Source organism: Streptococcus hyointestinalis (assembly GCF_011039275.1).
Classification (GTDB): Bacteria; Bacillota; Bacilli; order Lactobacillales; family Streptococcaceae; genus Streptococcus; species Streptococcus hyointestinalis_A.
The window spans coordinates 206,182-219,523 of the sequence record NZ_JAAKGB010000001.1 but is presented as its reverse complement, the minus strand read 5'-3'; the positions used below and the strand labels follow the sequence as shown (position 1 = coordinate 219,523).

At 43.8% G+C, this 13,342-nt stretch carries 12 protein-coding genes; 1 reads left to right on the top strand and 11 read right to left on the bottom strand.

The window, feature by feature from the left end; translation table 11 throughout:
- Nucleotides 1-10: 10 nt before the first annotated feature.
- From G5B60_RS01285 to G5B60_RS01275, 3 genes are all read right to left on the bottom strand, one after another.
- On the bottom strand, nt 11-628 hold the full coding sequence (locus tag G5B60_RS01285; RefSeq protein WP_164682222.1) for a hypothetical protein: 618 nt from the start codon (nt 626-628) through the stop codon (nt 11-13).
- A gap of 61 nt (nt 629-689) precedes the next feature.
- On the bottom strand, nt 690-2,576 hold the full coding sequence (locus tag G5B60_RS01280; RefSeq protein ID WP_164682221.1) for a DUF4838 domain-containing protein: 1,887 nt from the start codon (nt 2,574-2,576) through the stop codon (nt 690-692).
- 2 nt (nt 2,577-2,578) lie between these two features.
- Entirely contained in the window at nt 2,579-3,904 is a 1,326-nt protein-coding gene (locus G5B60_RS01275; RefSeq protein WP_164682220.1) for a PTS sugar transporter subunit IIC, read from the bottom strand.
- Between the two features lie 162 nt (nt 3,905-4,066).
- Here G5B60_RS01275 and G5B60_RS01270 point away from each other — a divergent pair, with 162 nt between their 5' ends.
- Nucleotides 4,067-5,266, top strand: a complete 1,200-nt coding sequence (locus G5B60_RS01270; RefSeq protein WP_164682219.1) for an ROK family protein — start codon at nt 4,067-4,069, stop codon at nt 5,264-5,266.
- Nucleotides 5,267-5,319: 53 nt separating this feature from the next.
- On the opposite strand, the gene G5B60_RS01265 is transcribed toward G5B60_RS01270, so the two are convergent.
- From G5B60_RS01265 to G5B60_RS01230, 8 genes are all read right to left on the bottom strand, one after another.
- On the bottom strand, nt 5,320-6,078 hold the full coding sequence (locus G5B60_RS01265) for a bifunctional hydroxymethylpyrimidine kinase/phosphomethylpyrimidine kinase (RefSeq protein WP_164682218.1): 759 nt from the start codon (nt 6,076-6,078) through the stop codon (nt 5,320-5,322).
- A 129-nt stretch (nt 6,079-6,207) separates the two neighbouring features.
- Nucleotides 6,208-7,347, bottom strand: coding sequence for a molecular chaperone DnaJ (dnaJ, locus tag G5B60_RS01260; protein WP_164682217.1), 1,140 nt, complete (start codon nt 7,345-7,347; stop codon nt 6,208-6,210).
- Between the two features lie 316 nt (nt 7,348-7,663).
- Nucleotides 7,664-9,487 carry a molecular chaperone DnaK gene (dnaK, locus tag G5B60_RS01255; protein ID WP_164682216.1) on the bottom strand — a complete coding sequence of 608 codons (1,824 nt, stop codon included), beginning with the start codon at nt 9,485-9,487 and terminating at the stop codon, nt 7,664-7,666.
- Between the two features lie 66 nt (nt 9,488-9,553).
- Complete coding sequence (grpE, locus tag G5B60_RS01250) at nt 9,554-10,093, bottom strand: nucleotide exchange factor GrpE (protein ID WP_164682215.1); 540 nt, start codon at nt 10,091-10,093, stop codon at nt 9,554-9,556.
- A 40-nt stretch (nt 10,094-10,133) separates the two neighbouring features.
- Entirely contained in the window at nt 10,134-11,165 is a 1,032-nt protein-coding gene (gene hrcA / locus G5B60_RS01245) for a heat-inducible transcriptional repressor HrcA (protein ID WP_164682214.1), read from the bottom strand.
- A 126-nt stretch (nt 11,166-11,291) separates the two neighbouring features.
- Entirely contained in the window at nt 11,292-11,858 is a 567-nt protein-coding gene (locus G5B60_RS01240) for a glucosaminidase domain-containing protein (protein WP_164682213.1), read from the bottom strand.
- Nucleotides 11,851-12,597, bottom strand: coding sequence for a M15 family metallopeptidase (locus G5B60_RS01235; RefSeq protein WP_164682212.1), 747 nt, complete (start codon nt 12,595-12,597; stop codon nt 11,851-11,853). The genes G5B60_RS01240 and G5B60_RS01235 overlap by 8 nt, the downstream gene beginning before the upstream one ends.
- Nucleotides 12,587-13,285: a histidine phosphatase family protein gene (locus G5B60_RS01230; protein ID WP_164682211.1), complete on the bottom strand. Its 699-nt coding sequence runs from the start codon at nt 13,283-13,285 to the stop codon at nt 12,587-12,589. The genes G5B60_RS01235 and G5B60_RS01230 overlap by 11 nt, the downstream gene beginning before the upstream one ends.
- Nucleotides 13,286-13,342: the final 57 nt, after the last annotated feature.

Sequence of the window (13,342 nt, the reverse complement as noted above, 5' to 3'; positions counted from 1 at the left end):
TTTTACCATCCTAACGATGTAGCCATTTTTTAGACTGCGACCAAGAGATAACTCCTGATACTAATAGCATGGTGATGAGTGTTCCCTCACGCACAACAAGCGCTTGATGACCGAACAAACTAATCACAAGAGACCCTAGCACACAAAAGACATCAATGCTGTAGCGCAGCTGCACAAATCTAAAACGCTTCCATTTATCTGCGACAAGCTGACAAAAATGTTCAATCGGAAACTCCAGTATATGATAAGCCAACACTCGCCCTAAGCCGATTCCTGTGACCATTATCCCAAGAAGCAAACAAAGACATTGCTCCACATAGTTTGAGAGTACGATTGGAGATAAGACTTGATAGTAAAAGAAATCAATAACCTTACCTTGACAGATTAGAGCAAGAGCGATAGCTAGGTAATGCTTAATGCCTCGTTTATCATCAAGGAGCAGACAAAGAAGTAAGAAGATGAGATTGAGCACCATAGTGACCATACCTACACTTACGTCTAAGGCCTCTGAAGCTGCTACACTGAGTGAGAGAAAACTACCAACTCCCATATTGGCTTTGATACTTAGCGCATTGCCAAACGATGCTAAAAAGTAAAAGCACAGCGATAAAAAGGTCGATCTAATCATACACCTCCTCCCAAAGGTAGGCTTACCTTTATTATATCATGAAAGCGTTTTTGTTTTCTTTTTATAATGTAAAGCCAGCGTAATTTTTCGCTACTTCAATAACACGATAAACATCTAGATTTTCTTGGAAATCCGCTTCATGATTGCGGATATAATCCAGCACATCACGCCAGTAGATCTGACCTTCTAGATGTTGACCTGACGCCATGAGATATAGGGCATGTGCCAGCTTGACCACATAGTCTCGGTGATAGGCTAGTTGTCGCCAAGCTTCTTTTTGAAGCCCTGTAGTCACAGCAATATTCTCCTCCAGCGTGTTGATGAAGTGAAAAGCAAGCTGACTAGAGATAGCATACTTAGCCGCTAGATCTGCGTCTTGTCTGTCACCAATGGCGTTGAAGTAGTCACAGGACGAGTAATCAGACAGCTTTTCTAGATAGGTGACGACAGCCTGCCAGTTTTTTCCGTAGAGCGCCCCGAAATAAACCGCTTTCAAATCTTCATAAGCTTCCTCCTTGTTCCACAGCATTTGTCCCATGACAAAGTTAGGGAAATTGTGTGGGAAACCTGAACGCAATTCTTGGCAGCTGATGTAGCCATTCAACCCTAAATGGTACAGATAAGCAATGTCACGATAGATAACCTTGCTAATCTTCATATAGCCAAGGTCGCCATAGTGCGCACGCCCCAGCGGATAATCATAGACAAAGCTGTCTCCCTTGAAGATTTTTTGCCAAGCAAAGAGATAAGAAAGATTTTCCTCCAGCGAGTTTGGTAAGACCATCTGATTACGCACATAGTCTTTTGGAGCTGGAATGCCATGTTCGTAGTCCACATCGGCATAGCTCATCTCAAAGGTACGTGTGATTGGCGCAAACATCATGGTATAGCGATCTGGATTTTTGATGGTTTCTTTTTGCGGTGCAAAGAGTAATTCATGATAGAGCAGGAAGCAAATCTTGGTATCAAGCCCTTCTGCCGTCAAGGCTTCATCAAGCTGATTGAGAATGCGCACATACTGATCCGCTGGAATATCCTTTTGACAGTCTGGGCACTCACAGATATTATTGCGAGCGTCTGACAGCCAGACATGGAGATAGTCGACATCGGGACGGTTCTTGGCATAGTCCACGATGAGCTGGCACATCTTGTCGCCCACCTCTGGATTGGAAAAGCATAGGCTGGTCAAAATAGGTGCCGTATCATAAAGTTCTCGTTTGCCATCAAGTTCAGCTGCAAAGGCTTTTTTCTCTTCTGGTAAGGTCAAGCCAGACTCCCAGCCGTACTTAGACGAATAGCCCAGTACCTCACCGGTCCAACCGTGCCCAACACGGTGGTGCACTAGCCCACGTTTGGTTAGTTCTGCGTCCAGGCGGTCACTCATCTCTTGCGCTATGTCATTGCTAAAAGGCTCTTTCTCCGCATAAGGGTTGAACTCATGCTCGTACCAGCGCTTGAGGAAGGAATAAGGATTTTCAAACTGGACAAAGAAAGCATTCATCCTTATCTTTGGTAGCCAATCCAGAAAATCAGCAATGTTCTCATAAGAGTCAGCCCCCTCGATACAGACACCACGGTGCTTGTAGCTAGCCGTTTCTTCTATCGTGATACTAGCTTTTTGCCAGTCTGCCTCAGATAGACTTGGCAAATACTCGTTTTTACGTCCTGGACGGGTAAAGACCACCCCAAATGCATTTAAGAGACGATAGACCCCAATCAAGAGAGCTACTTTACTGTTGGCAACGATATGCCCTTTCCCATTTTCAAGCCGAATCGCAATCGTATCGTTAGCCCTTGTTTCCTTTATATCAAGCACCAAGTCCGCTTCTTCTTTTGTTTTAGCGACAATAGCCTCCGCACCGAACACATGCTTAAGATAATAGCTCAGCTCACTAATGGCAAAATCCACCGTTTCACTTTCAATACTTTCAAAAAGTTTTACTAACATGGCTATTCTCCTAACATTTCTTGTTCCAAGTTCTTCTTATCAGCAACTTTAAAGAATGGATAGTAAATAGCAAAGGAAACCAAGACAAGAACCACCTGCAAGACAGCGCCTTGCCAACTACCACCCGTTGCTAAGAAACCACCGATAATAGGAGGTGTTGTCCAAGACAGTACCACACCAGTTGTGAGCGGCACAAGTCCTGTAGACATAGCCACATAAGTAATGATAGCATTGATACTTGGTGTAAGGACAAATGGAATCATCATAATAGGATTAAGCACTGTCGGGAAGCTAAAGAGGATAGCCGTATTGATATTAAAGAAAGAAGGGATGATAGAGAGACGACCGAGTTGTTTGTAGGTTTGGCTCTTACTAAAGAGGATGAGACAGAGTGCTAAACCAATGGTTGCACCACCTCCACCGATAAAGACAAAGAGGTCTTTAAACGGAAGCGTGATAATGTTCGGAAGCACATGACCAGCAGCAGCTGCTGCTTGGTTTTCTTCAGTCATTTGGAGCCAGACCGGGTCAACAAAGGCATTGAGCACTTGTCCACCGTTGACACCACAGAACCAGAAAAGAGAGTTAACAAGAACGACAATGACCATACCAATGACATTACCAGCAATGAGACGAAGCGGTTGTCCAATGATAAGCCCAAGAACAGCATTGAGACCACCTTTAACCCCTGCTGCGTCAAGACCTTTCAAGACACATGCCCAAAAGATAAGCGCTGTAAGAGCAGGAAGCAAAGCTGAGAAGGACTTGCTCACCACATCCGGCACATTCTTAGGCATCTTGATAACGATACCTTTTTGGATAAAGATACGGTAAATTTCAGCTGTAATCAAACCAATAGCAATCGCCATAAAGAGCGTGCTTGAGTTGAGACTGGAAAATGGAATAGCTCCGCCAAAGAGTTGTGTCACAGCTTTCCCTTTTTCGTCAAATGTCTCAGCTGAAAAACGTGGCGCCATCAAGATAAAAGATGACAAGGCCAAGACCCCTGCTGAAGGACCATCTGTTCCATAAGATTCTGACAATCTGTAAGCTATCCCAAAACAAGCCACCAATGAAATGATAGCCATAGTGGATTGGTTCATAGTCGACAAGATGTCATAGACACCAATATTTTGCAAGAAACCTTGCACTGAAAAAGGAAGCGACTCATCTGGCCAGCTAATAAGCAGCAAGAAGATAGAACCAATAAGCACCAATGGCATTGCCATCATAAAGCCATCACGGATAGCTTTCATGTGTCTCTGGTTACCAATCTTAGTCCCAAAGGGAGCTAATTTGTTTTCAAGGAAATTCATGAATCCGTTCATGTCTTTGCCCTCCGTTTTATTTTTTCTAAATAAATTATATAACGAAAACGCTTTCCTGTCAATATGTTTTATTTATTTTTATAAAATATTATAAATTGACTTTTAGGCAAAAAATAAGCTATAATAAAAGGTAAAGATTTCGTGTAAAAAAGGAGTTCTATCATGGCAAAACGTTCAGATAGCAATAAAACCAATCAAGCAAAGGTGCTCGAATACCTCTATCGAAAGCAACAAAGTTCTCGTATTGACCTGGCACGTGACACGCAGCTGACACCTGCTGCTATCACACATCTCACCAGCCATTTTATTGAAGAAAATAAAATCATAGAGACAGGCGATCAATTTCGTATCAAAAAGGGCTCTGGTCGTAGCCGAAAAGTACTCACCCTAAACAGTGACTACTGCTACTTTTTAGGCATTGAAATCAACAGCAACGGTATCAGTAGCGTACTTACAAATGTAATCGGAAAACAGATAGACCAAAACCACATTGCCCACAGAGATTATCACAAGGACGACATCAACGCTACCTTGATTGCACTCATCAAGCAAATGCTAGATAAACACAGTGAGAAGTATATCCATAGTATTGGTCTTGCAGTTCCTGGGCATTTCGACCAAGAAACGGGTACTATTGTGTCGAACAACCACATTTGGCAGCACTTTAATTTATCCCAAATAAAAAAAGAAATATCACTTCCCATTGTGATTGATAACAATATTGAGTGTATGGCGCTCGGTGAATACCTCTTCAACCCTCTCAATACACCTGATAATTATCTTTTCATGCACATCGGACCTGGGCTTTTTTGCTCATTCTTTGATTCCAGTCGCATTACAAGCAAAAGCAATTTCTACATCGGTGAAATTGGGCACACGGTCGTTGATATCAATGGACCACAGTGTGAGTGTGGCAAGCGAGGGTGCTTGCAGACCTATATCTCAACCACTTGGCTTATCCAATACGCAGAGCTTCTCTATCAGTCTAATCCTAGCTCAGCCATTAAAAACCTCATTGACAAACCTGAGGATATAACTCTAGAGACAATCATCACTGCTTATCAGTTGGGGGATAGCTTTCTAGTAGACAAGATTGACACAGGACTAAAACTTCTTGCGACTTCTATTGCAAACACGCTCATCCTTTATGACGCCAATAAAGTGTACATCAATAGCGATTTGCTCAATCATCTCGATTTCAAAGAAAAATTGCTCGAGCAAATTCGTGAACAACTGAATTTTATTCCAAATAAAACCGATTTAGAAATCGAAATTCTGCCTTTCGATGATTATCGTGGTGCACGTGGCGCTTGCGCACTGAGCGCCTATGTTAACTACATTAAACAAGGACTTGAAGACTAAAAAAGCTGAGATTATTCTCAGCTTTTTTCAATGTCTTTACACAGCATTTCCTTCTAAAACAACTGATTGACACCGTAGTCGTCCGCATGGCTAATAGCGCCACGCACAAAGTCTTTAGACTGACGTACAGCTTCTTTGACAGGCTCGCCTTTAGCGATTTTGCTAGCGATACTTGAGGCAAAAGTACAGCCAGCACCGATGTTGTTGCCAGCAAGGATTGAAGCACGTAAAAAAGTAAAGTCTTCGCCGTCATAAAAAAGGTCGATGGCTTCCTTGTCATCAAACCGGCTTCCCCCTTTGATGACCACGTAACGTGCACCAAGCTCGTGTAGTTTCTTGGCTGCTGCTTTCATGTCATCAAGGGTCTTAATCTCCATCTGGGCTAATAGCTGCGCTTCGACCAGATTTGGCGTGATAATCGTCACATATGGGAAAAACTTGACCAATTCATCCCGCAGTGAGCTGACTTCAAGGTCGTGCTTTTCCTTACATACAAGAACAGGGTCTAGCACGACAGGCGTGTCCTTATGATTTTGGACAAAGCGGAGCGCCTGCTCTGCCACTTCAACATTTGGCAAAAGCCCTAGCTTAATGGCTGCAAAGTCAACATCCACCAAGCTATCCAGTTGCTGCTTGGCCACTGTAGCATCAATAGGAATGACCTCAAAGCCATTAGATGTCAGAGCCGTCAGACAGGACACCGCCAAGAAACCATGCAGTTTATTAGCTGCAAAGGTCGTCAAGTCAGCGTGCAGACCACCCCCACTGAAAATATCATTTCCTGAAATCGCTAAGATATGAGAACTCATCAAAAACCTCCATCGGTAACTTTTTTCTATAGATTATACCACGCTGACTTCACCGCTCTCAAGCCTGTAAAAAGCTATCTGTACGGGGACAGGCAAAACAAGAAAAAGCTCTGGTTTTCCAGAGCATTTTCATTATTCACCTTCTAAGACATCTTTGACTTTATCGAAAAAGCCTTTTTTCTTAGGTTTTGAGATACTGTCGTCACTAGCTTCTGCAAAGGCACGAAGGGCTTCTTTTTGCGCACTGTTTAGTTTAGTTGGCGTGACCACTTTGACAGTGACGTGCTCATCCCCCTGACCGCCACCACGCAGTTTTGGTGCTCCCTTACCACGCAAGCGGAAGGTCTTGCCGGTTTGAGTACCCGCTGGGATAGAGAGCTCTACGTCTCCATGAACCGTTGGTACATCCACGACATCCCCAAGAGCGGCTTGGACGATATTGAGATTAAGCGTGTAGTAAATAGTAGAGCCTTCACGCTCAAACTTGTCACTTGGCTGAACGGTGATCATGACAAACAAGTCACCGTAAGGACCACCGTTAAAGCCAGCCTCACCTTGACCCGCAAGACGGATTTGTTGACCAGTTTCTACACCTGCTGGAATCTTGACAGAAACCGTGTGTTTTTCTTTTTCGTGACCAGTACCGTGGCAGGTTGGACATGGGTCTTTGATTTCTTGACCGGTACCATGACAGACATCACAGGTTACTTGACGGCGCATAGTCCCTAGCGGTGTTTGCGTATCAACGGTAATCACCCCTTGACCATGACACTTGTGACAAGTCACAGGGCTTGTGCCAGGTTTGGCACCTGAACCACCACAGGTGTGACAAGTCGCTTCACGATTATAAGTGACTTCTTTTTCAGTACCAAAGACAGCTTCTTCAAACTTGAGTTGCACACGGTACTGCAGGTCGTCCCCTTGACGTGGTGCATTGGGATTACGTTGCGCAGCTCCGCCGCCAAAGAAACTAGAGAAGATGTCCTCAAAGCCGCCAAAGCCACCAGCGCCATCAAAACCACCAAAGCCGCCAGCACCACCGTTAAAGCCATTAGCACCCGCTGGACCATATTGGTCGTAGGCAGCACGCTTTTGCTCATCTCCTAGGGTGTCATAAGCTTCTTGGACTTCTTTGTACTTCTCCTCAGCTTCTGGCTCTTTATTGATGTCTGGGTGGTATTTTTTAGACATCTTACGATAAGCTTTTTTGATTTCCTCCTGGCTAGCGTCCTTAGACACTCCCAGACGGTCATAATATTCTTGATTATTCATACGTTAAGCTATTAAGCCGTTAAACGACTGTTCCTTTCTTTTAGATACTAAAGGCATTTAACGGACAAGGTCAGCTAGACACAGTCCCTTGCCTACACATCTCTTTATCCTATTATAACAAAATAGACGGAGCGAGGCGCCCCGCCTAGAATGTTTTTTTATTTTTACTGAGTACGACACTCGCTAAATACTTACGACGTGAGCAAGCAAAATCGATATTATTTTGCTTGCGAGCTAGTAAGGCATCTAGGCAAACCGCTCTATAGCGGTTGCCGTATAATGACAATCACTTTAGTGATTAGTCATTATTGATGCCTTATTTTTCCGTAAAGTCGCCGTCTACAACGTCGTCTCCAGAATTGTTAGCGTCAGTTGCACCTTCAGCGCCTGCTTGCGCTTGTTGAGCTGCTGCAGCTTGTTCGTAGAGTTTCATAGCAAGGGCTTGTGCTTTTTCATTGAGCGCTTCAAGTTTTGCCTTCATGTCGTCAAGATTGTTGTCTTCTTGCGCTTTCTTGAGGTCGTCAAGAGCTGATTGAGCAGCGTCACGCTCTGCGTCAAAGCCTTTACCTTCAGTTTCTTTGAGGGTCTTTTCTGTCGCAAAAATAGCTTGGTCAACTTCGTTACGAAGGTCTACTTCTTCCTTACGTTTTGCGTCAGCTTCTGCGTTAGCTTCAGCATCTTTCATCATTTTTTCAATTTCTTCGTCAGTCAAGCCTGAGTTAGATTGGATGACGATGGTTTGTTCTTTTTGAGTACCAAGGTCTTTAGCCTTAACAGACACGATACCGTTTTTGTCGATGTCAAATGTTACTTCGATTTGTGGAATACCACGAGGAGCTGCAGGAATATCTGTCAATTGGAAGCGACCAAGAGTCTTGTTGTCTGCTGCCATTGGACGTTCCCCTTGAAGCACGTGGATATCAACAGCTGGTTGGTTGTCTGCTGCAGTTGAGAAGACTTGTGATTTAGACGTTGGGATAGTTGTGTTGCGGTCGATCAGTTTTGTAAAGACTCCACCCATAGTTTCGATACCAAGTGACAATGGTGTCACGTCAAGAAGGACAACGTCTTTGACATCACCAGTGATAACACCACCTTGGATAGCAGCACCCATAGCCACCACTTCGTCAGGGTTTACAGATTTGTTTGGTTCTTTACCAGTTTCAGATTTAACCGCTTCAACAACGGCAGGGATACGAGTTGATCCACCAACGAGGATAACTTCGTCAATGTCAGAGATAGAAAGACCTGCGTCTGATAGAGCTTGACGAACTGGAGTCTTAGTACGTTCCACAAGGTCACGAGTCAAATCGTCAAATTTAGCACGAGATAGTGTTGTTTCCAAGTGAAGAGGTCCAGCTTCACCAGCAGTGATGAATGGCAAGCTGATTTGAGTAGATGTCACACCAGACAAATCTTTCTTGGCTTTTTCAGCAGCGTCTTTAAGACGTTGAAGTGCCATTTTATCTTGGCTAAGGTCGATACCATTTTCTTTCTTGAACTCATCCACTAACCAATCAATGATTTTTTGGTCAAAGTCGTCACCACCAAGTTTGTTGTCACCAGCAGTTGCAAGAACGTCAAAGACACCATCACCAAGTTCTAGGATAGACACGTCAAAGGTACCACCACCAAGGTCAAAGACAAGGATTTTTTCATCTTTATCAGTCTTATCAAGACCATATGCAAGAGCAGCTGCAGTTGGTTCGTTGACGATACGTTCTACTTCAAGACCTGCGATTTTACCAGCGTCTTTAGTCGCTTGACGTTGTGCGTCGTTAAAGTAAGCAGGTACAGTGATAACGGCTTTTGTCACTTTTTCACCAAGGTAGTCTTCAGCATAACCTTTAAGGTATTGAAGAATCATAGCTGAGATTTCTTGTGGTGTGTATTCTTTACCGTTTGCAGAAACTTTTTCAGAAGTACCCATCTTAGATTTGATAGAGATGATAGTTTCTGGATTTGTCACTGCTTGACGTTTTGCAGCGTCACCAACAATGATTTCACCGTTTTTGAATGAGACAACAGAAGGTGTTGTACGGTTTCCTTCTGGGTTAGCAATGATTTTGCTTTCAGTACCTTCAAGCACTGCAACTGCTGAGTTTGTTGTTCCTAAGTCAATACCAATAATTTTAGACATAATGTTTACCTCTTTATATTCTTGAATGTTTTCTATTTTTACTTTGCGTCTTCAACACGCCACATCCTAGTTGTAGACAACTACCATAGCTGGGCGGAGCAAGCGCTCGTGCAATTTATAGCCTTTTTGGAGCACTTGAGCGATACTATCTGCTGGATGGTCGTCATCCGCTGGCAGAGTTTGTACCGCCATGTGGAGATTGTGGTCAAAGCTTTCCACCTCAACCTCTTCAACGCCTTCTTCCTTAAGTGCTTGGATGAGGCTTGCTTGCACCATCTCAAGACCTTTCTTGACATCATCTGTCAAGCCCTCAACAGACAAAGCACGCTCTAAGTTGTCAAGACTTGGTAAGATAGCTTTTGCCAAATCTTGCGAGCGATAGCGTTGCAATTGCTGACGTTCCTCGTTGGCACGGCGCTGAATGTTTTGCATCTCGGCGTGTGCACGCAGATACTTGTTTTCAAACTCTTCAGCTTTTTCCTGTGCCAACTCTAGTTCTGTTTTTTTAGGAGTTTCCTCCTCAACCACTTCCTCAACAACCGGCTCCTTTACTTCTTCGACTTCGACGTCTTCTTTTTTCACTTCTTCTTTTGTTTCTTCTGCCACTGGATCGCCTCCTCTAAAGACTTTATCTTATATTTCAAAGTTAATGGACCTCGTAGTGATTGCTATTTAGATAGCGGTAGTAATCGGTCAATTTAGCTGCTAAAACACGGCTAATCACATTGACCAAACTAATGGAGCGCTTGTAATCCATATCAATCGGACCAATCAAAGTCAAACTTCCAATTCCTCGGTAAGGAATCAAAAACTTGCGACTGAGAACCGTTAAATCACTAAGCGCAGCCACCTTGCTATCAGCAACCTGAACAGATGTGACTTCTTCATCTGATAAGCTATCACGCAAAACTCTAGCAACCGCCTGCTTATCATCTAAAAACTGATACGTGTCAAGCGTCGCGTAGTTGAGCGAGTGCACCTTACCTGCGATAAAGACCGTCTCGTCAAATAAACTTTGAAACAGATAATCAATCAACTCCAAGACACCATCAACCGTTTTAAAGTAATGTTGGATAACTTGAGGGATTTCTGTTCTTAGCTTATAGTGAATGGTCATCAGCGAACTGCCTAGCAGACGCTCTGCTACGAGTTGCTTTAGTGTCACCAAGTCACGTGCCAAAAAGCTCTTTGGAATGGCAAACTGCACTGTCAGTGACTTTGATTCGTCAAGGGTCATAACTGCTAGCGCATCATGACTACTCAACTGCACAATATCAAAGCTCGTTAAGCGTTGATTGCTAGGCTCAACATCCAAAACAACGGCGCTATAGCCTGTCAAATCACTCAACAGCTTTGCAGCTTGCTTTAAAATATCCTCGAACTTATAGGCTTCAAAGTCAAAGGCTTTAATCACCTGATAGACATCAGCCTCATCAGCACTTTCCGTCAGGGAATGTTCCACGAAGTACCTAAACCCAGCCGCACTCGGCATCCTACCGCTAGAGGTATGCGCCTTCTCTAAAAGCCCTAACTTTTCCAGCTTTGCCATATCATTACGAATGGTGGCGCTACTAGAGTCAATCGCATCCTTTAGCGTTTTGGAGCCAACAGGCTCATGGGTTTGAGTGAACATCTCGACAATTAAATTCAAAATATCATTTTGACGTTGTGTAATCATCGCATCCACCCTTTCTTTTAGCACTCTAATAGTTAGACTGCTAATCTATGTTTCTATTATATCTCTTTTAAAAAGATTGTCAAGAAAAAAAGCAAAAAAATTAGCACTCTTTTTTCTGAGTGCTAATTACTTGTCGTAATCGGTTAATTGATAGGTTTTGATGATACTTTTCAAGTCCTTAGCATAGGTCTTGCTGGTTGAAAAGCCTGAACTCTGCAAAACATCCGCCAGAGTATTGACATTTTTATTGGCTACAAAGAGCCTGTAACTGTTAGAGTTTCCAATTTGCCCTGCTTTTAGTTGTGCCAGATAAGCGCTGATACTTTCTTGATAGGACTTGTAGCGTGCATAGGAGACCTGCTGCCCGTTGCTGTCACGCAGCTTGATAAAAGCCTCTCCTGTCAACGCTTTGCTGTTAAAAAGATTATCATAACGTCTAGCCAGCAAGGTTCTACCAAAATCTGACTCCAAGCTCGCCTGTGCAATGATAATAGAAGGTTTTATCCCATAAGCTTTAGCCAGCTCTTGACTGGCGGGGGCAATGGACTTGATAAAGGCAGTCTTCGTCTGAGAAGTATCCGCTTTTTCCTGAGCAGACAGTCCCTCACGGTGCACAACCAGAGGCGTCACAAAGACAAACACAAAAATGAGTAAGCCTAAAACAGCTTGTACTAATGAAAAACGCTTACGCATCTCTTTCCTCCAGCAATGCTACATATTCTTCTAAAGTGAGATTATGCTTGGTCATATACTCTGCTGACTTTTTACCCACATAGCGGAAGTGCCAGTCCTCGTAGTCAACACCTGTGCTAGAGGATTTTCCCTTTGGAAAACGCAGGACAAAACCATATTGAGGTGCCAAGGCTTGAACTTGCTTAGCAACAGTTGTGTCACTTTGATTGAGCGCATCCACCGTACTCATATCAATAGCGAGCCCTGTTTGGTGCTCACTAGCACCCGCTGGCTGTGAGTAGGTCTTAACCAAGGTTTCAGCCTCAGACTCCGATAAGCTCGGGTCTGCTGCCATTTCCTGCTGGACGTAGCTGTTAAATAGCCCTTCTTGATAAGCCACGCTACGGTAGCCCGAGATGAGGTGCTCACTGGCGTCAATCGCTTGCGCTGCAGCAAGAAAAGCCTCAACATTTTCAGCGATACGAGCATCAACTGAGATACCGTTGACAGTGGCTAGCTCTGGATTCATCTCTTTTGTGATATGGTCACGATTGACCAAGACCAGCTCCCAGTCGCTAGCAGAAACATTAGGCAGCGAGCTTGTCTTTTTCTTGGATGATGTTGTCGTTGATTGACTGGTTTTAGTTGTAGCTGTGGACTGCTGATTGTCTTTTTTTCCTCCTATAAAATAGACAATGGCTAGCACAAACACAATAATAACAATCCCTGCCACTAAACGCTTTGTAAAACTAGTTTTCATATTCCCCTTCTTCTAAAAGACGACGTCCTTCCTTACGATAAGACATATCGCCTATTTTTTCAATAGTAAATGCGCCGTCTTCATAGGTCACAACAGACACACTGCCGTTATCCAGCGCTAACCCTTTAGGCGTCTTTGGATCAATCAGCCACATCAGCGTCGCAATGGTCATTCCATGACTGACAATGATGGCATTGCCCCCGCCATCGCTCTCCACCTTATCTGCGATTGCTAAAAAGCCCAGCCAGATTCTCTCCTTGATCGTCTCCCAACTCTCAGCCCAGCCTGCTGTATCCACCTGTTGGATACCTTCAGCGATTTCTTGGTAAGTCAAATCCTTAATGTCTTTTTTAAAAATACGAGGCAAAACACCGCCAAATAACTCGCCGTTATAAGCTCCATCAAGACTACCAAAACACCACTCACGAATACGCTTATCTCGTGTATGCGGGATAAAGTCCTGCTGACAGGCTTCTAGGATAATCTCAAGCGTCTGCACGGTCCTGCTGCTATCGCTTGTAAAAGCTTCTTTAAATGAAATCCCCGCTTCTTTAAGACCAAGCCCCAACTCATAAATCCCACGTTCTCCTTCTGCTGTCAGAGGTGTGTCGCTCCACCCCTGCGCCCGACCAATCGTATTAAACATTGTCTTGCCGTGACGCACAATGTATAGACGTGTCTTAGCCATCTTCCTTACCTCCAAAAGGCTTTTCTTTTATTATAACAAATTCTAAAAGGCTTTCAT